17 protein-coding genes are annotated in these 24,858 nt (G+C 53.1%); 7 read left to right on the top strand and 10 right to left on the bottom strand.

Going from position 1 to position 24,858, the window contains the following annotated elements:
- Positions 1–8: 8 nt before the first annotated feature.
- The 3 genes from E9954_RS09780 to E9954_RS09770 all read left to right on the top strand — a co-directional run bounded on the left by E9954_RS09780 (position 9) and on the right by E9954_RS09770 (position 4,254).
- A complete protein-coding gene (locus E9954_RS09780) occupies positions 9–290 on the top strand; it encodes a hypothetical protein (protein ID WP_136078997.1) in 282 nt (93 codons plus the stop codon).
- A gap of 15 nt (positions 291–305) precedes the next feature.
- Positions 306–1,859 (top strand): sulfatase family protein, encoded by a 1,554-nt coding sequence (locus E9954_RS09775; RefSeq protein ID WP_136078996.1) that lies wholly within the window; start codon positions 306–308, stop codon positions 1,857–1,859.
- A 370-nt stretch (positions 1,860–2,229) separates the two neighbouring features.
- Entirely contained in the window at positions 2,230–4,254 is a 2,025-nt protein-coding gene (locus E9954_RS09770) for a sodium:solute symporter family transporter (RefSeq protein ID WP_136078995.1), read from the top strand.
- A 153-nt stretch (positions 4,255–4,407) separates the two neighbouring features.
- On the opposite strand, the gene E9954_RS09765 is transcribed toward E9954_RS09770, so the two are convergent.
- From E9954_RS09765 to E9954_RS09735, 7 genes are all read right to left on the bottom strand, one after another.
- Positions 4,408–6,921 carry a glycosyl hydrolase family 28-related protein gene (locus tag E9954_RS09765; RefSeq protein WP_168442128.1) on the bottom strand — a complete coding sequence of 838 codons (2,514 nt, stop codon included), beginning with the start codon at positions 6,919–6,921 and terminating at the stop codon, positions 4,408–4,410.
- Positions 6,922–7,046: 125 nt separating this feature from the next.
- Positions 7,047–7,670, bottom strand: a complete 624-nt coding sequence (locus tag E9954_RS09760) for a 3-keto-disaccharide hydrolase (protein ID WP_136078993.1) — start codon at positions 7,668–7,670, stop codon at positions 7,047–7,049.
- Between the two features lie 461 nt (positions 7,671–8,131).
- On the bottom strand, positions 8,132–9,376 hold the full coding sequence (locus E9954_RS09755) for an esterase family protein (protein WP_222847126.1): 1,245 nt from the start codon (positions 9,374–9,376) through the stop codon (positions 8,132–8,134).
- Between the two features lie 144 nt (positions 9,377–9,520).
- Positions 9,521–12,196: a family 78 glycoside hydrolase catalytic domain gene (locus E9954_RS09750; protein ID WP_168442127.1), complete on the bottom strand. Its 2,676-nt coding sequence runs from the start codon at positions 12,194–12,196 to the stop codon at positions 9,521–9,523.
- Between the two features lie 235 nt (positions 12,197–12,431).
- The gene (locus E9954_RS09745) at positions 12,432–15,473 is read right to left on the bottom strand and encodes a glycosyl hydrolase (protein ID WP_136078991.1); all 3,042 of its coding nucleotides are present in this window, start codon (positions 15,471–15,473) and stop codon (positions 12,432–12,434) included.
- Positions 15,474–15,893: 420 nt separating this feature from the next.
- On the bottom strand, positions 15,894–18,683 hold the full coding sequence (locus E9954_RS09740) for an efflux RND transporter permease subunit (RefSeq protein ID WP_281281233.1): 2,790 nt from the start codon (positions 18,681–18,683) through the stop codon (positions 15,894–15,896).
- 204 nt (positions 18,684–18,887) lie between these two features.
- Positions 18,888–19,226: an integrase core domain-containing protein gene (locus E9954_RS09735; RefSeq protein WP_136078989.1), complete on the bottom strand. Its 339-nt coding sequence runs from the start codon at positions 19,224–19,226 to the stop codon at positions 18,888–18,890.
- Here E9954_RS09735 and E9954_RS33655 point away from each other — a divergent pair.
- From E9954_RS33655 to E9954_RS09715, 4 genes are all read left to right on the top strand, one after another.
- Positions 19,157–19,462 (top strand): DUF5372 family protein, encoded by a 306-nt coding sequence (locus E9954_RS33655; RefSeq protein WP_136078988.1) that lies wholly within the window; start codon positions 19,157–19,159, stop codon positions 19,460–19,462. The genes E9954_RS09735 and E9954_RS33655 overlap by 70 nt on opposite strands.
- 212 nt (positions 19,463–19,674) lie before the next feature.
- Positions 19,675–20,142, top strand: a complete 468-nt coding sequence (locus tag E9954_RS09725; protein ID WP_168442125.1) for a helix-turn-helix domain-containing protein — start codon at positions 19,675–19,677, stop codon at positions 20,140–20,142.
- 95 nt (positions 20,143–20,237) lie between these two features.
- Positions 20,238–20,420: a hypothetical protein gene (locus tag E9954_RS09720; protein ID WP_136078986.1), complete on the top strand. Its 183-nt coding sequence runs from the start codon at positions 20,238–20,240 to the stop codon at positions 20,418–20,420.
- Entirely contained in the window at positions 20,420–22,420 is a 2,001-nt protein-coding gene (locus E9954_RS09715; RefSeq protein WP_136078985.1) for a recombinase family protein, read from the top strand. The genes E9954_RS09720 and E9954_RS09715 overlap by 1 nt, the downstream gene beginning before the upstream one ends.
- Here the strand turns inward: E9954_RS09715 and E9954_RS09710 are convergent.
- The 3 genes from E9954_RS09710 to E9954_RS09705 all read right to left on the bottom strand — a co-directional run bounded on the left by E9954_RS09710 (position 22,318) and on the right by E9954_RS09705 (position 24,807).
- A complete protein-coding gene (locus tag E9954_RS09710) occupies positions 22,318–23,337 on the bottom strand; it encodes a transposase (protein ID WP_136078984.1) in 1,020 nt (339 codons plus the stop codon). The genes E9954_RS09715 and E9954_RS09710 overlap by 103 nt on opposite strands.
- A 688-nt stretch (positions 23,338–24,025) precedes the next feature.
- Positions 24,026–24,184 (bottom strand): hypothetical protein, encoded by a 159-nt coding sequence (locus E9954_RS32405; RefSeq protein ID WP_168442124.1) that lies wholly within the window; start codon positions 24,182–24,184, stop codon positions 24,026–24,028.
- 116 nt (positions 24,185–24,300) lie between these two features.
- Positions 24,301–24,807, bottom strand: coding sequence for a hypothetical protein (locus tag E9954_RS09705; protein ID WP_136078983.1), 507 nt, complete (start codon positions 24,805–24,807; stop codon positions 24,301–24,303).
- Between the last annotated feature and the right edge of the window lie 51 nt (positions 24,808–24,858).

Here is a 24,858-nt window from a genome sequence, read left to right as displayed (position 1 = left end):
GCGGGGGAATGACCCGTCGCGGTCTCGGCAGGACAGCCATCGGTAATGCAGAAATTCTGCGCCCATCCGGAAAAGGCGGTCGGCGAGCTCTCTGCCCTCCAGATGCAGGTGCTCCAGCTGCTTGCCCGCGACCGGCCGCCAACTTTGCGCTACCCGCCGATACCGGGAAAGCCTGGAGCAAGGCGCGCCTCGTCGATCTCGAAACCGAAGAGCTTGCGCTGGATGCCAACGGTGCGGTGAATCTAGACATCACCAAGAAGAAGATCATCACGATCGAATTCTTGCCCTAAACCAGGAGTACGAATATGAAAAAACGACTGCTTACGTGGACATGCATTGGGTTGGTTTCTTTCGCGGTTGCCGCGAAGAAGCCCAACGTTGTTTTCATCCTGACCGACGATCAGAGCTGGGACTCGATTGGCTTCATGGGTGGCAAGGTGCATACGCCGCGCCTCGACCTGATGGCCAAGGACGGACTCTTCCTCTCCGACTTCAACGTCACCTCCACCGTCTGTTCGCCCTCGCGCTACAGCTTCCTGACGGGACGCTATGCCGGGCGCTGCACGGGCGAACGTTTCATGCACGAGCATCCGCTGGGCGATCAGACGCAGGTGGAGAATATTGGCGAGCTGGAGCCGGATCGCTGGAACCTGCCGAAGGTGTTGCAAAAAAGTGGATACAAAACCGGGTTTGTCGGCAAAAGCCACTTGATCAACCATGAGTGGATCAACGGCAACTGGGATAAAACCGGCTTCGAGCGCTATGCGCAAGACGCCGATCCCGCTGACCCGGAAGTCAGCGCCAAGATGCGCAGTAACCATCAAAAGTGGTGCGAGGCCATGAAACCCTATGGCTTCGATTATGTCGATGGGTACTATTGCGCCAACCTAAAGGAGTTGCGAAACGACGCGCTGAACGTGCACAATCTCGACTGGAGCGTAAGCAAAGCATTCCAATTTCTGGAGGAGAGCAAGGACGAGCCGTTCTTCCTCTATTTCTCCACCACGCTGCACCACGGACCCGCGCCCTGGAAGAACAAGGTTTCGCTCGAAGCCGATCCGCGCATAACCGGCGAAGGCTTCGTGAAGGAGGGCTTCGATGTCATGCCGTTGCGCAAAGACGTGCTCAAGCGTAATCGCGAGGCGGGCTTTAAGGATAAGCAGGCCTATGCCCTCTGGCTCGACGACGGTGTTGGCGCCATCATCGACAAGATCAAGAAGCTCGGCCTTGAAAAGGATACGCTGATTGTCTTCGTGTCCGACCACGGTTCCTATCGCCACGGCAAAGCCACGTTGCACGACTATGGCATGCGCGTCCCGATGGTGCTTCAATGGAAAGGGAAGATTAAGCCCAACACAAATTACGACGGCATCGTCGGCAACATCGACTTTGCCCCGACGATTCTGGATCTCTGCGGGATCAAGCCGCCGGCCGACTATCAGATGGACGGCCTCAGCATCAAGCCCGTCCTGTTCGGCAGCCAGAAGCCGGTGCGCAATGTCCTTTTCGGCGAAATGGGGCATTCGCGCGGCGTGAAAACCAAGGACTGGAAATATATCGCCGTGCGCTATCCGGAAGAACTCCAGAAAAAAATCGACCGCGGCGTAAAGTTCAAGGGCTTCGAAGGCGCTAAGCTGGATCGTCCCTACCTGACGCGTAACGGGCACCTCGGTCACTATGCCTCGAGCCACAATCCGCACTATTTCGACCCCGACCAGCTCTACAACCTCAAGACCGATCCGGAAGAAAACGACAACATCTACGAACAGAATCCGGAAGTGGCCCAGCGCATGATGAAGGAACTTTCAAAAGCATTGCTTCAGTTTGAAGAGCGCCCGTTTGGAGAATTTACGAAATAAGGCTTAAAGGGTTGTCCCAATGTGGAACCACGACCGGTTCCACGCTATGGATCGTTGTGAATTAAGAAGAGGATAGGAGAGTTGGACTACGCGTTCATGATTTTCTACGTACTGGTTCTAATCGGCATGGGCTTTTACCTGAAGCGGCCGACTACCAGATCGACGGTGTCAGCATGAAGCCCGTCCTGTTCGGCAGCCAGAAGCCGGGGCGCAATATTCTCTCCGGCGAATTCACTGATGGAAAAGAAATCAAGGTAAAAAAATAGAGGGTGGAAAGATGAAGGGCGGTGGAGCAGGTTTTTCCACCCCCGATGTTTCTATCTTGAATTAAAAAAGATGTGTTGTTTGTAAAGGTAATGGGAGCGGACTAATGGGTTGTTTTGGAGCGATTGACTATATTCTCATGGGGCTTTACTTGGCGGTGCTGATCGGTCTTGGCATCTACTTGAAAGGCAAGGCGTCGGAGAGCATCGAAGACTATTTCATCGGAGGGCGGAAGATGCCCTGGTGGCTTTTGGGCATCTCGGGGACGGCGCAGTTTGTTGATATTGCCGGAACCGCGTTAATCATTTCGCTTCTTTTCATCATGGGACCCAAGGCGCTGTTCATCGAAATAAGGGGCGGGATTTGTATCCATATGGCCGTTGTGATGTTGTGGACGGGGAAATGGCACCGGCGCAGCGGTTGCATTACCGGGGCGGAGTGGTCGATCTTTCGGTTTGGCTCCGGACCGTCTGGGCAGGCTTCACGGATCGTGACCGCCATTGCGGTGCCGATCTTCATCATCGGAATGGTTACCTACCTTTCGGTTGCGGTTGGAATATTCTTTTCTATGTTCCTGCCCCTGTCTCCCGTGTGGTGCTCGCTCATCATTATCGGGATAGCGTGTGCCTATACCGCCATGAGCGGATTCTACGGGGTGGTCTTCACCGACCTTATCCAGTCGGGCATCATCATCGTCGCATCGATCGTTATCACGGTCATGGCGCTCGGTAAAACCTGGGGTGGCGAAGGGTTCCCAGCCTTGGCCGAACAGGTGTCGGGAATGAGCAATTGGATGAGTGCCGTTCCGGCATGGAAATCCGAAATGCCCGCCGGATACGAGAACTATAGGTTTATCTATATTCTGGCCATGTTCTATCTTTTCAAGGCGGTTGTGATTGACGGGTTTGGCAGTGGCGGAGATCCAAAATTTTTCGGTGCCCGTAATGACCGCGAATGCGGAATCCTCACCCTCATGTGGACCAGCCTGATGACGGTGCGCTGGCCGCTCATGATCGGTTGCGCTATCCTCGGCATCTACTTCATCAGCCAGAAGATTCCCGACCAGAGCGTGCTGAACGAAGCCGCTGTTGCGATTAAGGCGGAATATGGCGGTGTTGAAGCGGCCCAATGGAAAGAGAAGGTTTTCGATATCCAGAAGAATCCCGAAAAGCATTCCAAAGAGCTGATTGGAACGCTGAAGGGCAGCCTTGGGGATGACTGGCAAGGAAAGTTGATGCTGACTAATTATGACGGCGGTGTGAACGGGGAACGGCTGCTTCCTGTGGTTATTATCAATATGATACCCAACGGGCTGAAAGGGCTGATCCTTATCGCGCTCCTTGCCGCCTGCATGTCGACCTTCGATTCCAATGTAAACTTTGCAGTTGGGTTTTTGACCCGGGACCTCTATCAGGCCTACGCGCGGCCTAAGGCAACCCAAAAGGAACTGATCCGCGCCAGCTGGTTCTTCACCTTCCTAATCGGCATCATTGGATTTATATTTTCCCTGAATGTGCAGCGGATCGAAGGGATCTGGGGATTCCTCATGATGGGGCTGGGTCTCGGCTTCATGGTTCCCGGATTTATTAAGTTCTATTGGGCTCGCTACAACGGATGGGGATTTTCCGGCGGCATGATTGCCGGCATGCTCTGCGCGATTTCCATGAAGATTTCCGATTTCAATCTCGGTAGCATTATCATCGATCGCTTCGGCATTGACTGCGGCGACCTTGAAGGATTTATCCGGGGCGATATCGGATCATTTATTACGGTTGCCCTGTTCGGCATCATCGGCGTACTCGTCGGCACCTTGACAACCAAGCCGACGGATCACGAAGTCTCTAAGAACTTCTTCCTCAAGACGAAGCCGTTCGGTTCGTGGGGTAAGTTCCACAAATACCTTGATGAAGAAACGCTCAAGACCATGAAGAAAGAGCATCGGGACGATTTGATCAGCCTTCCCTTTGCCGTCGTTTGGTATTTCCTGCTGATGCTTCTCCCCATTCAACTGGTGCTAGGAAACCTCGGTGCGGAATTTGCATGGAGCATAAGCATTTTCTTGGTCTGCTCGGTGGCGCTGTATTTCTTTTGGTTCAGGAATTTGCCAACGGCAAACAAATATGAAGATTAGGCGGTAGATGAGGCTTCCTGCCTCGTTGCCGGAACCCGTGAAAAGTGAATGCAGCTCGAACGGGAAAAAGAAGGGCTGCAACAACTCGTAGAACGGCAATCGCTATCTCGCGTGGGCGTTCATCGAGACGGCTACCTTATTGGCAATCGGTCCCTATTTTTTTCTGCGCGCCGGCCGTTCGATTACATGGTTAGGTTCCAGTAGAGCGCCCGATGTCTCGAACGGTCCCACGGTAATGACACCGGTCAGTTCGGCCTTGCCGTCCATGGTGTGGAAGTGGTTGCCTTGCTTGCTGAAGGTGAGGTTGGCGGCGTACACGTTTCCGCCCTTGAGCAGGAGGCCTTTCCCATGCCGATAGGCGCGCATGTTTTGCAGGGTGAGCGTGCCGTTTTCGATTTCGGCCAGCAGGTCGGTGCGGCCCCATACCATGCTGTTGATCAGCGTGGCTTCGGAGTTAAAACCAGCTCCGAGTTTGATGGCGGTTTTGTTCTGCGAGGACATGGCGACGAGTTCGGAATTAATCATATAAATTTCGCCGTGACCATATTCAAAATAGCAACCGATTTTAGAGCCGTCGGTTCCGTGGCCGTGGCTAATACAGTTGATCGCGCCTTTACCGCCCTGCTCGACAAAATGGATACCGTAGAGCGAGCCGAATACAAAGTTCTGGTAGAGGAACTGGTTTGCGGTATCGCCAACCACAAGTGCGTCCATATTTTCTTTCTGATACGTCCAAAACAGGCCGCCGGTTCCGCTTTTGATGTCAGCTTTCGTCCTGTTGGCATAGAGCGGGTTGCGATTCGGGACCCGGGACCAGTAGTGCGGGTTGAACTGCATGTTTTGCACCACGCCGTTTCGGCTGCCGCCGCCAACGGCAACGCCGATCATGAAAGGTGCGCCGGAGGGATAGTCGATAAAATGGTTATCGCAGCGGTGCGTCATGAAATCGATAAATTTAAAGGGGTTGGACGCATTGACGTTAATGATGCAGATATCGCTGCCACGCCCTTGAATCAGAAAGGGGTATTCCTTTACATCATTAATGCTCTGCTCCGGATAGTTAAAGGAGAGTCCACGCATGCAACTGGCCGATTCCATTGTGATAGTGGGAGCGTCATCCTGGGGATAGATGTGCAGCACACTACCCGCACCCATGGTGTGATGGGGAACATCATGAATGCCACGCAGTTCAACGCAGCCTGCTATGTTCAGGTGACCTTTAATCCGATAGTCACCGCCGGGAAGAAAGACGATGCCCCCGCCTTTTCGGGCTTGTTCATTGATTGCGGTTTGGATGGTCTGCGTGTCGTCACTTCCAGAGGTTGGAACCACCACCATATCCACCCGTGGCGGGACAAAGGGTTGCACAAAATCGACGGGGTAATCAGGGATCGGGTTGAGCGGTAGTTTTTCGTCTGAATTTTGAAGGACAGAATCTTTCGCATTGTTTCGGATAGCGGGTAGGGAGCTGGGATAGGTGTTGCCCGCGAGAATCACACCGATTACTTGTTTTTCAATCTGAATCTGACTGCTTCGATTTTCCAGTGCCGAACCCAAAATGGAATGAGCCCCATTTTTCAGTTGAATGTTTCCGCGCAGTATACGGCACTGGTCCAGCAGGATACTGCCGTCTCCATTACATAAGATCGCGTCTATGCCACTAAAAATACAAGAAGAGAACATGACGGCGGATTTAAATTTCTCATCCAGCAGGACGCCGTGATCGATTCCGTCAAAAGAGCACTCCGTGAACACCATGCCGAAGGGGTTGGTTTTTTCCACTTCCAAGGCCGTCCCGCAGTTTCGAATGCTCAGATTATAAAACTGGGCGTTGGCCGCACCACGTACGCCTTCCGAGATAAAATAGCCACGGCTGTAACCGTCGATTTCAACATGGGCGACATATTCCCAGTCGGAGCGGAGCATATGGATGGCCGTACCATTCTTTTTGATCCAGTCGATTTTACGCGGTGCTTCGGGGAGTTTGCTCTGGCACCACCAACGCGGCGAAAAATTGATTTTTTCCAGTCGGCCGATATCCGTGGTGGAATCGTATTGGATGCCGGTTTTAAGCGGGGTGCCGTAGACATTGCGGACGAGGTGGAGTTCGTTTGCGCCGGGGCCGATGCGGATGCCCTGATAGGGATTCACCAGCGTCAGGTTTTCGAAGGTGGCGTTATTTCCGCCTTTTTGGATCAATGTCCACGGGTAAGGATCCGGCTTCAGCGGAGATTGTGCCGGGTACCAGATGTTCAGATCCATAATACCCCCGCAGTAGTCCACAGAGATGAAGGGCGTACCGTCGGGATCGCCTTTTCCGCCCAGCGGCATCAGAAGCGTTCCGCGTACACCGGGCTCCTCTTTGGTCGGCTCTTTCCAATCCCCGCGAAGCGTGACCGACGGGGGAATTTCCAGGCTCCCTTTAAACGTATATTTTCCTTCCGGCACAAAGACCGTTCCGCCGCCGGCTTCCTTCATCGCATTCAGCGCATTCTGGAAGGCCTTGGTGCAGTCTTCATTCCCGTCACCTTTCGCGCCGAAATCTTCCACATTGTATCCGGCAATAACCACATCTTTGGTCGGATACTTGGTTTTTATGATCTGCCACTCCGGTTCTGAAGAGGCAGCGTGTAGCGTAGTGGATAATGAGAACAGTGCAATGGCCATGCAACTGAGCTTAAGGTAAAATGACCGCGACGACGCGAAGGCGCGAAGTAATTTGGATCTATAACCTTTGTTTCTTTGCGGCTTTGCGGGCACTAATTGTTTCGGTTTCTCTGGAGTATTCATATCTATTTCAGGGTGCGGACCTTGATGTCCTGGTAGTAGGTGATACTTTTCGGGTCGTGGCCCTGAAGCGCAAAGGTGCCGGAGCTGAGTCTGCGATCTTTAAATTTTTCCAAGGGTTGGACGTCGGCCGGTTCAGTGAATTCGTTAACGACTTTTCCATCAACTGAAATGGTAATAGTTTTGCCCTTAACGCGGATTAGAAAATCGAACCATTCGCCGTCTTTGGACGGCGCATCGTTCAGGACGTCTTGGACCGCATAGATGCTGCCGGTCTTGCGCTTGTCCTTGTGGGTTGAATTCACCTGGGCTTCATAGCCGTGGGTTGGCCAGCCTGTTTCCTGGTATTCCGTGTGGAAGAATACGCCTCCATTGGCGCCGGGCGTGGTTTTGACCTTCGCACTGAACTCGAAATCGGTGAATTCGCCGGGGATGGAATCGGTTCCTATCCAGAAAAGGTGGGAGCGACCGCCTTTAACCTGCAGGGTATTGCCATCGACGATGCTGAAGCACCCCGGAGTTTCGCTAGCTTTCCAACCGTTCAGGGATGAACCGTCAAAAAGGGGGTTCCAGTCTCCGGCATATGTTAGTGAAGCGCTCAGCAACAGTATTCCTAGTACACATTTCATAATTATTCTCCGGTTGGTATGACCCCAATAAATTCATTTGGATAAAAAAGTTTATTTCGTCCTTCCATTGGACCGTTGCATCGTTCATCTGCGCATACGTTTCAGCGGACTGTAGTCTTCGTAGAGATGGTTATCGTGGTTCCCAGATGATCTGACCACCAGACCTGTTGAATACCACATCTCTATGTAGTTGCGCAAAATCAGTCATACTTGTTTTATCCTTAAGTCGATCGGTCTGGATGAGGCTTTTTGCAAATTAATTCGCCTTAAAATTGGGCGTTGTCAAAATAGCCTCGATCCTATTGTTGTGTGCCGGGCTTTGCCCGACTGCTTGTTGATGCGTTGATTGTGGCGCATCCTTAAAAAATAAGAGTAACAAGAGGACGGCGTCTATGTCATGTCACCTAAATCCATGACGCCGCGCACCCCAGGATCTTTTGTTTTAGTGGGGTAGGAGCACGTCATTCTTGTTTCAGAAAGCGGTTTGCAAACTTTATGTATTGGCGCCAGTCATAGGCGGTCATGTCGTGCTTTCCAGTTCTGAGGTGATAGCCAATCGTGCTGTGAATCGGTTGGTCGGGCTTGGGCATCTCGTGCCCTGACAGGCTAGACGTATCAAAAAGATCATAGACCGGACTAGCATGTTTCGCAGCAAGAAACTCGCCCTTGGGATCAGCCCAACGATCGGCCGTGGCACTGGCAACGTAAAGTGGCCGAGGCGCAATAAGTGCCAACAACATGTGCTGATCCACCGGCAGTTCGTGTTCTTTCTTTTGGTACTGTCGATGATTGGTACAAAACCAATAGCCAAGCGGTTTGAACATGTGGTGAATTCGTTCACCGTAACAACGCCGGTAGAGAGCCGCTCCGCCACAGCCTGAATTGTTGCTGATCACCATGGCGAATCGGGGGTCCTGCGCTCCAGCCCAAAGCGCCGTTTTTCCGAGTCGTGAATGTCCGATCACCGCCACGTGTGATGCATTAACCTGTTTGTTTGTTTCCAAATAGTCGAGAACGCGTGACAAGCTCCAGGCCCAAGCTCCGATTGAACCCCACTCATCCGGTTTGGGTTTCTTTTGACCGTTGGCATAGAACAGAGGATGAATGCCGTCAGTAAAACCATTTCGATAGTTGTCGGGATCGACCTGATCCCTATGGATAGTCGCAAGTGCGTATCCGTGATCGATAATCAACTCGGCCTGCCAGCGTTTTGAAAACGAACCTCGGGCCTTTTTCTTCCCTCGCTGGATTATCTTTGGGTCGGAATGGATAGTATGGTTGCCGTAGAAATTCATGCCGAGGAAGGCGGGAACCGGGCCCTTTGTCTTGTTGGGAATGTATAACAGAATGTCGATTCGATACTGTTTTTCACCAAAGAATGCAGCAATCTGTTGACGTGTTGCGCGGCCATTGAAGGCATTGGCGTCCGAATCAATCACTTCGTACCGTACGCTCAGTTGTCGCTTGGGCGTCTTGCCATATACCGATTCCTCAAAGAGATGAAGGATCTCCGCTCGTCGATGCGAATCCCATTCGCTTCGTCCGACTGACTGACCCGCTTTGTCAATCAGGAGTTTGGGGAGTTCGTACGGTGGAACCTTCTTTTCATCATAGTTGGTATCCGCTGGTTCGGCCGCAGCAATCGTAGAAGCCACCACCAACAGAATCGCCGTCGTTACAAAAGTAAATTTCAAGTAGTGCATCATTTACATCTCCAGGCTAGACCTTATGGCTGAAGTTGGTTCCGCCTCGGTCGTTTGCCCTGTTGCCAGTACTTCAGCCATATGAACGCTTGCAATGAGGGTTTTGCGCGTTAGTGCAAATACCCTCGATTGCCTTGTTCTGCAACTTTATTGAAGTTGTCTGCACAAAAACTCATAGCTACCTGCGCCAACCTTTATGACGGCTCTATTTCTTTCCATTCTCCTGAATGTCACATGTTCAGCTTTCTTGATAGCCAGCCCGTTCACGGTGACATCGTCGACTGAACCGGCAGGTACGTAGACGGTCGCCGTCGAGTTGGCGGGAATCTTCACCGTCATGATAATGGCATCGCCCTGGCGCTTCCAGTTGCTCTCAATCCGACCATAGACCGAGTCGTGACTGCCATTGACATATCTGAGTTGTTTAATGAAAGCAGGCTTGATGATGGCGTTTTGAAATCCTGGCTTTTTAGGGTCGGGACGGATGCCTGCGAGCCCTTCGATAAACCAGGATCCAATGTTATTGTAACAGTTGTGAATCCGGGATAATTTACCATCCCAATACTCCCAGGTTGCAGTCGCACCATTTTCGATCATATAGCCCCAGGACGGGTAGGTTCTCTTTGAGGAAAAACTATAGATAAGATCATCCCGGTCTATGCTCTGCAGATACTGAATCATCATGTAAGTACCCGAAAGTCCAGTGGAGAGATGCCCTTTATTCTTCTCGATCAGGGTTTCTTCAAAACCGTCAAAAACTTCATCGTGCAACTCATCTGGAACAACTCCCGCCATCAGGGGTATGACATAGGTCACCTGATCACCACTGCCGTATTTCCTGCCCTTTGGATCAAAAAACTTGCTGTGTGTCGCAACATTCCGGGCAGCGGCCCTCTCTCGAAACATCCTGGCATCAGCGATCTCTCCCAGGGCATCAGCCAACTTGGCCGCCTGCTCCAGGGCGTAGGACATATAGGCATGGATGAAGACCTCGGCGTTTCCTTTGTCATCGACTCCCTTTGGCGAGGCCCAGTCGCCAAGATACCAGCCGCCGCAGAACTTTTGTTGCAGGTCATTGACCGTTTTGCTCTGTGCCAGTTCGAACCATTTTTTGATCGCTGGATAATTGCGTCTTACCAGAGAAATGTCACCGTAGTGATGGTAGTGCTTCAGGGTCGCTGCCGTGAGGAACCCGCACCAGAAGGGTCCGCCACCATGTCCGGAAGCAGGCGATGTATAGGTGAACCCGCCGTCGTTGCGTTGGCCATCAAGCCAGTCTCTGGTCCACTTACGGTAAAATGCATCAGATCGAAGAAAACAGAGGGTAGTGTCCAAAGAAGACTGACCATCGCCACCGTAGCCATTACGTTCACGGGAGTGGCAATCCACCTGATAGCCACCAAGCATAAGACATCGCAGGGTATGATCCACCATCGTATAGATCCCATTGAGAGTCTCATCGGAACAGTTGAAGGTGCTTGCCTTAGGTAAATCCGTTGTAATGAAGTATCCTTTAATGTCCTCAGTAGTGAGTCTTCCCTCGGGGGCGTTTCGGATCAGGATGTATCGACAACTGGCATAATTGAAACGGTTCTTAAACATTTCGACACCGTTACCCCTACAGATGTACTCGCTTGCCTGTCTGAAACTATTGAGCTTGGAGATACCTCCATTCTTGTCCGGGGTGTATGAATCGCCAAACTGCATCGACACCTTGTGCCCCTTGGCAGCCTTGGGAAAGGTGATCTCAAAAGTGCCGGTCATAGCTTTGCCCATATCGACAAGCCACGTTGTGTTTGTCAGATTTGTCACCTTCACGGGAGTGATCGTTTCAATAACACGATTGCGCTGGAGCATCTCCGAGGAAACCGGGGTATCAGCAACCTTGGCCAGTTTGGCCCTGGGCCAGGCGCTATCATCAAAATCGGAATTAGCCCAGTCGGGTTGGTCCTGGGAGGCGGTATGTACTTCGCCGCCGTAATTATTCGTTTTCCACTTGCCCCGATAGGCCAGGGAGCTGGCTTTTGCTCGCCAGGTCTCATCGGTAATGAGTGTCGTTATTTCCCTGTTCGCATCTGCCATCTCAAGCTGCGCCCGTACAGAAGGGGCTGTTTTCAGGCCCGCACCACCCTGGTTCCAGCCGCTCCCCATCCAGAAACCGATGGCGTTGCCGCCCTGCTTTAGATATTTTGTCACGTCATAAGTAATGCAAAAAGTGCGCTTGTTATATTGGCCCACATGCGGCGCAAACTCATCGTTTCCCACTCTTTTGCCATTGATGAAAAGTTGGAAGTACCCGAGGGCATTGACATAGATATACGCCCTCTCCGGAGGGACCGTAAGTTCTGCCGAATGACGCAACCAGGGAGAACTACTTCCATCAGTGATCCACTTAGCCTGCCAATCCTTATTGGATGTCATATTGAAGAGTGTCCAGACGGCGGAGTTGCCCCATGAAGAAACATCTCCCTTTTCGTTCCATATGCGCACCGTCCAGTAATGCGGAATTCCGCGTGAAAGGTTTTTGCCGGCATACATGATGTGTTGGCTCTGGTTGGTGTTCACTTTTCCCGAATCCCAGAGATCTGCAGAACCCTCCTTGAGAAGCCCGGGGGAAGTCGCAACAAGCACATGGTACGCTGACTGCGTTGCGCCGTTCTCTCCGGACAGCATCCGCCATGAGAGTCGCGGCTTAAGGATATCAATTCCTATCGGATCTACGAGGTCCTCGCAGCGAAGGTCTGAGACAGCGAAACCGCCCAAATCAGTGAGATCCACTGCCATCGCGGGGAATGTTATTACAAGCGAGAGCATGAACGCCATAAGAACACCTGTAGAGATGCCGGTCTGGCCGCTTTTTCGAGAGCTGTTGTGGAGTTGTCTCATACTTCTGGTAACCCTAAATGTCATAGTCTTCCTTCAATGCCGAACGTCAGTGGTCACGCGCGCGGTTTACCGCCGCACATACAACTAGGCTTCTCAAAATAATTTCGTTTTCCTTTCTTGGTTTGTTCTGCAATCACTTCGGGTTCTATCATGACGGCGAACGATTAGAATCTTACTGGTTTCTCAACTTCTGAGGCAGGATATATTCCTGAGAAGCACGTATGTAAATCGGCCCCAGCAGCCCTGATGGATGCAGTGGGGACGTTGCCTTGTACCACGTTGGGTCGGTAGGAACTATTTGGCCGATCCGTTCGTCTTTCGGAACGTTTTTGTCGCCTATCAGTCGGTTGACCCATGTATTGACTACTTTGATGGAGAGATCGTTCTTTCCTGCCTGAACAAGCATTGTGATATCGATGACAAAAGGCGAGCGCCAGAGCGTCCCGGCAGATTCCCCATTTACCAGCACCTCGGCCAAGCCTTTAACATCTCCGAGATCAAGTGAGATACGTGTGTTCTTTAGAAAATCATTTTGCAAGGTGAAGGCCTTTCTGTAGGTTCCCTCGCCACTGAAATACCTGACGCCACTATCCGTATGCTCGGACCACGATGCCAGTTTATCTAATGTTATCTCAGCTGGTGCACCACGCCCTTCTTCAAACCGAACGTTCCATGGTCCGGAAAGAGTTAGCGATTTCGGAAGGCGCGCCTGCGGGAGTTTCCCTTTCCTGCCGGCAGCCGTTTTCCATTCCAACGCACCGCAGTCAGACTGTTGAATTACGGCGATGGAGCCGTCGGATGTAAGCTTGAATGTGGCCGGCAGGGAAGCAAAGTCTTTACTTAACCGTTTGTCTGGCGCAAACACGATGACACCGTCATGCTTGATCTCTACGACAGAGTCCTTGGCGTTTTTCCTGAAGACAATTATTTTGGAACCCTGGGCTTCAAGCTGAATCGGGATGCGAATGCGTCCGTCCTGGTCGTCATATACGGCAATGTCGCTGACCTCTCCGGTCAGTGGGTCAAACAATTCCGGCTGTTTTCCCGTTACGCGAAATGAACAATCCACCATGCAGCCCTTGCCGGCTGTCGCAATAAAGTAGATCTCTGCATCCGGTAGTGTGCGATGAATAAAGTTGATCCTCTTATTTGACTTTGTCGTATAGGAAAAATCCGCTTGCAGCTTCATTTCTTTTAATAACTCAGGAAGTGGCTTGCCCCAGACAACGCGGCCCTTGCCGAACCTGGATTCCGTAATCGTCTTGCCATCACATGGGCCCCAAAGCCTGTCCGCCAACTTACGCACCGTCTCATCACATTGCGGATAGTCCGTTAACCCTGGCGCGGTTTCCGGTTTGGGCCCGATTACGGTCGCCCCTTTCTCTACCAACCGGGTTAACCTTTGAAGAACTTCCGGAGACATGGTCTTTTTGTCGGCCAACAGTAGAACGGCATAGGACATTCCATCCGGCAACACAATCCGACCATCCTTTACATCCATCCGCTCCAACAGCACGGTATTATCGCAATGGTCGGCCCGGTAGCCTTCCGGCAGGTTTTCAAGGGACATTTCTCCGAACATTTTGCTGAATGTATCTTCGTGTCCCACATAGCGGCAGACATCGGCCACAAATAAGCCCTGCTGAAGCATATAGGAAGTCCGGCCAAGATAATTTACAAATCCGTCGGCATAAGGCCACCAGGTATTGCCGCGATGAAAGTTTACGCCGTTCCATCCATGGGTCCATCCTGGCTTCTCGTCATAGGGTTGATGCGTCGAGGTATGAAGCACAAATTTAGTTGTTCCTCTGCACAGAAGAAAATCAGCTGTGCTTTTTAAATCTTCCGGCACATAGGAAAAGTCTCCCATTGCTCCCCCCACCGTGAAGGACTCGTCTTTGATAATGGATTTTCCATACACGTGTCCGGCAGTTGCGGCATAGCCAGTAAATGCGCGTTCGCGCAAAATATTTCGTCTCATCCAGATCTCATTCATGGGCACGTCGCATATGCCGTATTGGCGAATCGAGTTTCCGAACATCTGGTCCCAACCGTAGAGAACTTCCGCATGCAATTGCATACCTTTTTCATGCAAACGATCACGAACATGACCATAATATTCTTCTGCCAGCAGGTCATCCAGAGTCATCCGGAAATCGCAAAGGAAACGGTTCGATTCCTCCACACTGTTCACCGGAATTTTAGCCAATGCAGGTAGATAAGGAGCCGGATCATAGCCCCTGCGCTTTTTAAATTCTTCTGCAAACTCCTTTGACCACGATTGATACTTACATTCCCAACTGTCGATCAGAACATGTTTCAGGGTCTTCCCTGCCAAATCACCGGCATCTTCAATCAACGGCCCGACAACTTTGTCATAAACCAGATCGACGGCATCGCTATTCAGCTTGCTACACTCCAACCCACGCCCCTCTGGTGAAGCGGGGTGATTGACTGCCGGGTTAAGCACATGATGGAAAACCAATACAACCCAATCCCCTTTTGGTGTATCCCATGTCAAGGTCCCGTCTGCTTGCAGCTGAGCCATCAAATTGATGAACTTATTGCTTTCAATCGCCGTCCCAGCCTCTCCTTCATTTTTCTTGAGGTACGGATTTCTGGGCTTGATCATGGGACTGTTAACCGCTTCTTCACCTTGGGGAGTTTCAATCGTTCCCGGATAAGCAAGAATCAACACCGTGTTATCGGGTACTGTATAGCTTAGTGTCTTTCCACCTTTTACAGGAAGTTTCTTGCATCGAAGCTCCCTCATGCCCGTATTCGGGGTGATCCATGGACCTCCGGTCTGGCTGAATCCATCACAGATTTGAAGCCCCATGGTCATATCCAGGCGCTCGCATTCTTTGAGCGCATAGCTTACCAATTCCCGGTATTCCGGACTCATAAAACGGACCGGACCGCGCGGAGTTGCACGTGTTCCCTTTCCGCCTTCGGTCCACGCATTATGGAATTGAGTTACGCCACCGATGCCAATATCCTGCATCTGCTCCAGGTCCTTAGTGATCCCTTCTTTGGTCACATTTCCGTACATCCAATGCCACCATACCTGCGGTTTGGCAATCTGAGGTGGGTTGATAAACATCTCGTCCAGCGAATCCGCAGCGCCCAATGAAGAGGGTGTAAAAGCACTTAATATCACGGACAAAAGTATGTAGATCAGCGACCGAGTACTTGTTTGGGTTCTATGTATCATTTCCTTATTCCTTGTTGAACGTCCTGGATGAGGCTTTTTGCAAATTATTTCGCCTTAAAATTGGGCGTTGTCAAATCGCCTCGATCCTATTGTTGTGTGCCGGGCTTTGCCCGACTGCTTGTTGATGCGTTGCTTGTAGCGCATTTGAAAAATAGCATAATAGAGGACGACGTCTATGTCATGTCACCTAAACCCATGACACCGCGCACCCCAGGATCTTTTGTTTCAGTGGGGTAACTTCCTGGTTATGAAGTTGAATGGGAGAGAACGTCATGGGCAATCCGGGGCTGCGGAAGATCCGCCGACACGGTAAAATATGCCGTTTCATTTCCACAGCGGCTTCGCAGCAGAAACAAGGGCAACGAATCTGATACGCCGCGGGCTGATTTAGGTCGGCCGTGATCCTTACGTTTTAAATCGTCACGCCTCGTTATCTCGCTCATCCCGCGCGAAAAGCCAGTTGAGGAAGCGTTTCACGCCCTTTCCGCAGTCTTCGAGGATCAGGATAAGCGAGGGGATGAGCAGGAGGGTGATGCCGGTCGCGAAGAGAATGCCGAATCCGAGCGAGATCGCCATGGGAATCAGGAACTTGGCCTGACGCGAGGTTTCCAGAATCATCGGCATCAGGCCGCAGAAGGTGGTGAGCGTCGTCAGGACGATGGGCCGGAAGCGCTGCACGCCCGCGGCGATGACCGCGTCGTGCATGTCCGCGCCCTCGCGGCGTTTTTGGTTTGCGAAATCGATGAAGACCAGCGAGTCGTTCACCACCACGCCCGAAAGCGCGACGATGCCGAACAGGCTCATCAGGCTAAGGCTGTATCCGAGAATCATATGGCCGATGACCGCGCCAATGACGCCGAACGGGATCGAGACCATGATGATCAGCGGTTGCCAGTAGCTCTTGAAAGGGATCGCGAGCAAAACGTAAATCAGAACCAACGCGAGCTTCAGGCCGGCGAAGAGTCCGCCAAGGCTTTCGCGTTGGTCGGCCTGACGCCCCTCGAACGAAAAGGAGAGCCCCGCGTGTTTACGCATGACGTCGGGCAGGATCTCCTCGGTGAGCACGGTCAGCATCCGCGGAACCTGGTCGCGCGGTTTGACGTCCGCGGTCACGGTGATGACGCGTCGGCCATCGCGCCGGGCGATAGAGGTGTAGGCGCGCCCGCGATCAACGTTGACCACTTCACGCAAGGATACTTCGGTGCCCGCGGGCGTTCGGACGATCATTTCCTCCAGGCTGAATTCGGTGTCGCGTTCAGCTTCCGGGAGGCGCACGCGCACGCGGATTTCGTTGCGGCCGCGTTGCTGCCGGATCGCCTCGGAACCGTAGTAGGAGTTGCGGACCTGCCGCGCGATTTCACGCGAGGTGAGTCCAAGGCTGCGGCCCTCCGGTTTGATGGAGAAATCGATCTGCGGTTTGCCGGGTGTGAAGCCGTCGTCGATGTCGCGCGTCATGGGGTATTCGCTTAGCCGGGCCGCGACGTCTTTGCTGGCTTGCTCGAGCACGTTCATATCGCGGTGGGAGAGATCGACGGTGAGGGATTCGCCGCGGCCGCCGGGACCGCCGTAGGAGGAGCGAAACCGCAGAGTCTTCAAGCCACCGATTTTCCCACTGGCGACGCGCCAACGATCGACGAACTGCTGCGTGGAGACGGGACGCGTATCGGGAGCGAGCAGTTCGAACTCAATGCTCGCGGTATGTCCGCCGGAGGCGCCGCGGCCAATGCCGATGGTGGAAAAGACGCCTTTGACGAGTTTTTTACCCGTTTCGTTTTCAATATCCCGGGCGATTTTATTCCCAGCCGCGATGACGCGGTCGTGCACGGCTTTGGTCTTTTCCACGGGCGCGCCATAGGGGAGCTGGTAACTGCAGAGGCCGATATCGGACTCGACGCTGGGGAACATCTCGAAGCCCATGCGGCCGCTTTTCACGTAGCCCAACGTCACGATCAGAATCACGAGGCCGATGCTGAAGGTGAAGTAGCGGTAGTGGAGAACCGTGTCGAGAAATGGGCCGTATTTGGTTTGGATGAAGCGCGTGAAGGTGTTGCTGAAGCGTTGCTGCAGTCGATGGAGCCGCCCCGGTTTTTTCTTATCATTCTGATGCGCGAGATGGGCGGGAAGAATATAGAGCGCCTCGATCAGCGAGATCGCGAAGGTCGCGCACACCACTAACGGAATATTCATGAAGAATTTCCCCAGGGAGCCGGGTACGAAATAGAGCGGCATGAACGCCACGATATTGGTTAGGATGCTGAACGTGACGGGAATCGCGATTTGCCGCGCGCCCTTGATCGCCGCGTCCAGAAACGGCATGCCGTCTTGGTGATAATGATACACGTTCTCGCCCACCACGATCGCGTCGTCCACCACGATGCCCAGCGCGATCAGGAACGCGAACATGGTGATCATGTTCAGGCTCACGTCCATCGCGGACATGCACAGGAACGTGCCAAGGAAGGAGATGGGAATACCGAGCATCACCCAAAATGCGAGGCGCATCTCGAGGAACACGCTCAGCAGAACGAACACCAGCAGGAGCCCGAGCGCTCCGTTTTTGAGCAACAACGACATCCGACCGCGGAAGCTGTCGGCCCGGTTATCCCAGATGGTGAACTCCACACCATCCGGCATGGTGTCCCGCAGTTCCTCGAGGACTTCTATTACCGCCGCTTCCACGGTCAACGGCGTCTCCTTGCCCACGCGGTAAATGGTGAGGGACATCGCGGGCTTACCGTTGAAGAAGGTGAATTTGTCCGATTCGTCGAAGCGGTCTTTGATTTCCGCGATATCTTCGAGCAGCAATTGGGTGCCGTCCGCGGAGGTAACGATTGGGATGTTCGCGAACTCGCGGCCGAGATCGCGCCGGTCTTTAACGCGGACGAGAATCTCGCCACTGGTGGTTTTCATGCCTCCGCCCGGCAATTCGACTGAATTACGCGCGACGATGTCGGAAACATCCTGTAGCGAAAGATTGAGCTCGCGCAGTTTATCCTGTTTGACCTCGATCGCGACCTCCAGACTTCGGACGTTGGTGAGCTCCAGTTGCGTAATACCTTTGGACTGCAGCAAGCGGTCGCGCGTTCGTTCCGCGAGCTCGCGCAGCACGGATTCGGACACCTCCGCTGCGACGATTACTTTGAGTACGGTGATCCTGGTGGGTGCGGATTGGTGTGGCGTACCGAAGATAGGTGAAACTGGCTGCGGAATGAGCGTGATTGAGCTGATAATTCAGGAAACGGAACAGGGAAATTGATAGAAAAATACGATGGAACTCCTGGAAACAGGTAAATCCACGCAATCAAGGCGCAAGGAAGCTTCCGTTTTACATGAACGGGGAGGTGAACTTTGATGTTGGAAATGGCAGGACTATGCGGGTTAACCATTCGCTCCGCTCATTATTTCCGGTGGAAATTATGCGGCGCAAGCTTGCGCTCGATAGTACCACGAAATGACTCCGCCGAGTCGTTGCTCGCGTTTGATCTCGCCCTTGTCCGTGGGCTTGAAATCCGGTCGAAGAATCTTGTTTCCAATATCTTTTCCCTGATGCGGTCGGTGGTTGTGATAGTATTTCAACCATTCGCGACTGATATAGTCCAGCTGATCCATACTGAAGCAGATAAAAGAATTAAGGCACTCGCTTTTAATTTTTCCGATATAGCACTCACAAAATCCGTTTGGAAGTGCAATCAACTGCACCTCATGGGGAATTTGAAGCACAAACTTTTTGTGTAACCCATCCGTTCCATCCATTGGCAGGGAGGCTATTCCCTGTTGTGGAGGTGCGGCGCAACTGGAGCGAGGAGTGCGTGTATTTTCGCAACGGCCCGGGCCGTCTGGCCTCGATTCCCCTTGCATGGACGTCGTTGTCCGTTCTGGATCCTTTTTTCGAGTTGAGTGAAGGTCTCGCTTTGTTCCGATGCGAGGACCTGCTGGCTCTCGTTCGCTATCTGGATTCGCAGAGGGAGGTGGGCGATGATAACACGTAAATATCCCTACGAAGTGTGTAAGGCGAAATATGTCACTAATGTAAAGCGTATTATGCCTTTGTATTCTCATGTTAATGCTGTTTCTGGCCTGTATTTATGCGATGTATCCCCTTTGTTGTCAGGGTATACGCGGCAAAATAGTCTTGTCTTTTTGCTTTTGTACGGCGTAATGTTCTTTACAGATAGGGTGCATGAACGAAAAGGAGCATGTTATGGGAAGCGAAGAGCGGAAGAAGGAAGAGGTGTTGCGGGAGAGCGGAACGTTCAATGCGCGGGCGTCGCGGATCTCGGACGGGTTGTTCGGATCGTGCGAGTTTTTCGACGCGCGGGACGTGGTGCAGGTGAAGTACGAGATGCTTCGCCGCGTGCACGAAGACGGGGTGAGCGTTGCGCAGGCCTCGGCGGACTTCGGCTTTTCGCGGGTGGCGTTCTACGACATTCAGCGGGCATGGACGCGCGAGGGAATGAACGGGTTGTTGCCTCGCCCGCGCGGCCCCAGACACGGGCACAAGTTGACGGACGAGGTGCTGGGTTTCATGCGGTCCGCCTTAGTGAAGGAGCCGGCCTTGCGTACGCCGGAGTTGGCCGAGCGGGTGCTGGGCCGCTTCGGCCTGACGGTGCATCCGCGCAGCATCGAGCGTGCGTTGGCGAAGGGTGCAAAAAAAGGGCTCTTGATGTAGGGCGTGCGGCAACCGGCGTAGACTCGTGCGCGGGGTATGAGCGGTTGCGGAGGCTCGCTCTGGAATCGCCCCTCTATGCGCAGGGACGCTGGGGAATGGCTTTGTTCGTCAGCTGCGGTTTCGCTGCCTGGCTGAAGGCTTGGGAGCAGGTTCTTCCTGCGCAGGGAAAACGTGTTGAATCCGGGGAGCCGGTTTCGCTACCCGCATCCGTGCAGGGCTCCATGGTCATGGCGCTGGCGGGAATGGTACTGGGCGTTCTGGGCGGGGAGGTGGTCTGATGGAAAGCACTCGGCAGAAAGTAACCGGTGATCACCTTCGGCGCGATGCATATCTCTATATCCGCCAGTCTTCATTGCAACAGGTTCTTCATAATACGGAAAGTACGCGTCGCCAATATGATCTGCGCCGCCGGGCGGTGGCGCTGGGCTGGCCGGACGACCGCGTCGTCGTCATCGATACCGATCTCGGTAAGTCCGGCGCGTCCACCGACCGCGAAGGGTTTCAGCGTCTGGTAGGTGATGTGGGGATGGGCAAGGCGGGAATTGTACTGGGGCTTGAGGTGTCGCGTCTGGCGCGTAACTCCAGCGATTGGCACCGCCTGCTGGAAATCTGCGCGCTCACCGATACGCTGATCCTTGACGAAGACGGCCTGTACAACCCCGCCGATTTCAACGACCGCCTGCTGTTGGGCATGAAGGGCACGATGAGCGAGGCGGAGCTGCATGTGCTGCGTGCGCGTTTGCAGGGAGGGCTTATGAACAAAGCGCGACGCGGAGAGCTGCGCATGCCCCTGCCTGTCGGTTTTTGTTACGACGCGCGCGACCAGGTCGTCCTGCATCCGGATCGGCAGGTACAGGAGGTGATTGGCGTGTTCTTCAAAACCTATCGGCGCACCGGATCAGCCATGGGGGTGGTGAAATGGTTTCGCGAACAAAAGATTCTGTTTCCCCGAGCCCTTAAAAACGGGCCGAACCGCGGCCAGATCGATTGGACGCCCCTTTCGCATTCACGGGCGGTGCATACCCTGCGCAATCCGCGTTATGCTGGAGTCTATGTGTTTGGCCGTACCAAAACACGAAAGCAGATAAACGGCCCTGCGCAAACCAAACCCAAGCCGATGGAGGAATGGGATGTGGTCATCCCCGATGCCCATGCCGGTTATATCACTTGGCAGGAATACAACGACAACCTTAAAACCCTGCAGGCCTGCGCCAAGGCCCACGGCAGCGACCGGCGCGACCATCCGCCGGGAGAAGGTCCTGCGCTTCTGCAGGGAATGGTCGGTTGCGGAGTATGTGGAAAACGGATGACTGTCAAGTACCACTCAGGGCACGGGAAAACCGTCCCGGACTACCTTTGCCAGAGCAAATCCACCCAATACGGAGCCGATAAATGCCAGGCCATGAACGGGGGCGGGATCGACCGCGCCGTCGGCGAACTCCTGCTCGAACTTGTCGAGCCTATGACGCTCGATCTCTCCATGCACGTACAGCATGAAGTGCAGGCCAGGCTTGAGGAGGCCGACTCCATTCGCCGCCAAGGTGTCGATCGAGCCCGTTACCAGGCCGACCTGGCCCGCGAACGCTTCATGAATGTCGATCCGCGCAACCGCCTGGTTGCCGACCAGCTCGAAGCGGACTGGAACGAGAAGCTCCGTGAGGCAACCCGCATGCAACAGGATTACGAAGAGCAACGGGAAAAGGACCGTCTGAACCTGGATGAGGCAGCCCGTCGGAAGATACGCGCGCTTGCCAAGGACTTCCCACGCATATGGAACGATCCATCAACCTCCGACAAGCAGCGCAAGCGCATGGCCCGCCTGCTCATCGAAGACGTAACACTTACGCGTTTTCCCGAATATGCCCGTGTTCAGATACGGTTCAGGGGAGGGCAGACCCGGTCATTGGACGTCCCGCACCCGCCGACCGCATGGCAGATGCGCAAGACCCCGCCAGAGATGATCACTGAAATCGACCGCCTACTGGATCATTACACCGAGTCCGAAATCGTTCAAATCTTCGTCCAGCGCGGCCGGAAATCCGCTGCGGGATGCGAGTTTAACCGCAGAATCATATTCAAGATATGCAACACCCACGGACTTGCCAACCGCAAAGACCGGCTCCTCGCCAAGGGGTGGAAAACCGCCAAAGAGCTTGCAATAGAGCACCGGGTCGCTCAAACAACAATTAGAAAATGTTCAGACCAATTTGAGAGACGCGCGTGCGGAGGAGAGAGGTATTTATACAAACTAAAGGAAGACCACCATCCAGAAAAATGAAAGGTTGAAGCAATGCGAAACAATGCCGCCAAACAAAACCGTAGATTCCAATGTTCCAATGAGGTGCAGTATGAAGCATAATCGTTCGCTTGAGGGGTGCGTGGCGGAGTTTTCACAATTTCTGTACCCGAACACTCCCAGAAGCCATCGAAACTGTCCGGGAATTTTCCATCACGGTCACGGATCAAATGGCTTGCCTTGACTCCAATGTCATCGAGCCACATAGCTGCATTTCTTGCCTGCTGAAGCACCCATTTTTCATCGGGATGAAACGTAGCCGGACTCATAAAAACACGGCGACTTCCAAGGTGGATAAATACCAGCACGTGCGCGTCGAATTTTCCCTTGAGCGTATAAATGGGCTTTGTAAAAAAGTCGATAGCGACCAAGGTTTCGATGTGCGAGCTAATGAACCTCGACCATGTACTGTCTGGATTCTTCAGCGATTTATCCGGTACAGGGTGAAAGTTGTTTCGCTTCATGATGTCACGGATGGTCGTCAGACCAATTGTGACTCCCAGTTTTCTCAGTTCCCCAAAGATTCGCTTATATCCCCATCCCAGATTTTCGGATGCGAGTCTGATAATCAATTTGATGGTTCCCGCATCCGTTTCTGGGCGACCACCCTTGCGCGTCGGCTTTTTGCCCGCTTTCTTTCGAAGCCATCCTCTATAGGTGTCCGGTTTGGCAACGAGCATGATATCGGAGATTTCATGGCCGATCAACGCACCCAGTCGCATCAACTCTGCCCGTTCTTCCGGAGTTGTGATTACTCGCGGATCATCAATTCGATCACGAAGCATTTTGATCTGATACTTCAGCATCTGAATTCGTGCATCATATCGCGGCATGAAAAATCGCGATATGAGAATGAAAACCACCTGCAGAAACCAAGAATTCTCTTTCAAATTGTTCAAATCGTAAATCCCCTAAACCCTCTATCAGTCAATTATTTGCGGGAGGTGATACCTTTCCGCACCCCTAAGAAATCAACTATGCGTATGAAGGTACTGAATCGGAGTGCATTCAGCCTGATGGGTGCGGTTGGGTGTTGCAGCTCAAATCAGCGAAAAACAAAGGGTTCAACGGGCGAGCTTGAGATGAAAAAGTTGAAGGCGGAGTCATGGAGTTGATAGAAAGAAGCAATGAAAAGTCGAAAAACAACTGAGTTTCCGCGATCAGGGCGCGCGAGAGTAGCCGTTCTATATGAACGGGGAGATGCGTTATGATGTTGGAAGCAGCAGGACTATGCAGCGTCGCGGTAGTACCACGAAATGACTCCGCCGAGGCGTTCTTCGCGTTTGATCAACAAATAGAATTGGGCGCAAATTTCGAGCCGCCAATCTTCGGAACACCGTTCCAAAACTAGTGCCGAGCAATATCCCCGCTACCGAAATCAATGGTGGTGGGCAAAGTCCCCGAACCGATTCTGGATTCCTGATCTTTGGAACACCGTTCCAAAACCGGTGAGTTGATAGCGAGGGGGTATGCGGATGTTGCACACGTTGCTCGGGTACGTCCCGCATATCGCATAGGTAAAAATAATCAATACCGCCCCGGCGGTTACGCCAGGGCGGGAGGAAGATCCTAGATGAACATAGTTTACTACTTATAACCCTTCCCGCAGCAGAAGATGCAGACGATGTTGGTGCCGGCGTGGAAGCCGGTGCCTTTGCAGTGGGTGCAACGCAGTTTGAACATCGTGCCGGTGCTACAGGTGAGTGCGGTGATCAGCAGCAGGCGGGTGACAGTTTTTCGATTCATGGTCATTCTCCTTATGGGTTTTAATAATAGTTTCGATTAGCAGATATTTTGACCGAAGCTGGGCATAGAGTTTCCCCCGAAGCGCGCCATACCAACCCGGCCCGATGGCCGGGTGGTCAGTTTTTGAGCTGGCGGGATATACCGATCAATTCGGAGATGCTCTTTTCGCGCATCTGCTTCTCTATCTTTCGCCGCAAGACCTCCTCCACGGTTGCCTTGGTGGCCACCCCGGTCCCGCCGACCACCGCCACAATGCCGGCGGTGGTCAACGCGAATCCAACGAGGACGATACCGGCTCCGGCGACGAGAGTCAGCAGACCGGCAGAGATCAACTTTTCTGCCTCAGCTTTCTCGATGTACACCACCGACAACATGCCGGCCGCGACCAGTATTCCGCCGATCACCATCACGCCCTGGCCCAATGTCACGAGACCAGGCCCGAGCATAATGCCGCCGACCCCGGCGGCCACCATCCCCGCCGAAAACCAGAACGGATGTTTCTTCGCGCATTCGCCTAGCTGGTCGAGCAGACCGTTTATTTCAATGTTCAGCTTGGGCGGCGGAGCTTGATCACGGTAAGGATGAATATCGAGCGGTTCGTCACGTTGCATGCCGCTTTTCAAAGGCTCTCCGCAGCTTCCGCAGAACGACTCTCTTTGGTATGCCTTTTGGTC

This window comes from Pontiella desulfatans (genome assembly GCF_900890425.1).
Classification (GTDB): domain Bacteria; phylum Verrucomicrobiota; class Kiritimatiellia; order Kiritimatiellales; family Pontiellaceae; genus Pontiella; species Pontiella desulfatans.
The sequence above is the reverse complement of the archived record's forward strand: the minus strand, read 5'-3'. Positions and strand labels throughout refer to the sequence as shown.

Coding starts and splice junctions, on each gene's coding strand:
- E9954_RS09780 (WP_136078997.1), top strand. CDS start 9: ATGACCCGTCGCGGTCTCGGCAGGACAGCCATCGGTAATGCAGAAATT.
- E9954_RS09775 (WP_136078996.1), top strand. CDS start 306: ATGAAAAAACGACTGCTTACGTGGACATGCATTGGGTTGGTTTCTTTC.
- E9954_RS09770 (WP_136078995.1), top strand. CDS start 2,230: ATGGGTTGTTTTGGAGCGATTGACTATATTCTCATGGGGCTTTACTTG.
- E9954_RS09765 (WP_168442128.1), bottom strand. CDS start 6,921: ATGGCCATTGCACTGTTCTCATTATCCACTACGCTACACGCTGCCTCT.
- E9954_RS09760 (WP_136078993.1), bottom strand. CDS start 7,670: ATGAAATGTGTACTAGGAATACTGTTGCTGAGCGCTTCACTAACATAT.
- E9954_RS09755 (WP_222847126.1), bottom strand. CDS start 9,376: ATGATGCACTACTTGAAATTTACTTTTGTAACGACGGCGATTCTGTTG.
- E9954_RS09750 (WP_168442127.1), bottom strand. CDS start 12,196: ATGGCGTTCATGCTCTCGCTTGTAATAACATTCCCCGCGATGGCAGTG.
- E9954_RS09745 (WP_136078991.1), bottom strand. CDS start 15,473: ATGATACATAGAACCCAAACAAGTACTCGGTCGCTGATCTACATACTT.
- E9954_RS09735 (WP_136078989.1), bottom strand. CDS start 19,226: ATGGATGGAACGGATGGGTTACACAAAAAGTTTGTGCTTCAAATTCCC.
- E9954_RS09725 (WP_168442125.1), top strand. CDS start 19,675: ATGGGAAGCGAAGAGCGGAAGAAGGAAGAGGTGTTGCGGGAGAGCGGA.
- E9954_RS09720 (WP_136078986.1), top strand. CDS start 20,238: ATGGCTTTGTTCGTCAGCTGCGGTTTCGCTGCCTGGCTGAAGGCTTGG.
- E9954_RS09715 (WP_136078985.1), top strand. CDS start 20,420: ATGGAAAGCACTCGGCAGAAAGTAACCGGTGATCACCTTCGGCGCGAT.
- E9954_RS32405 (WP_168442124.1), bottom strand. CDS start 24,184: ATGAATCGAAAAACTGTCACCCGCCTGCTGCTGATCACCGCACTCACC.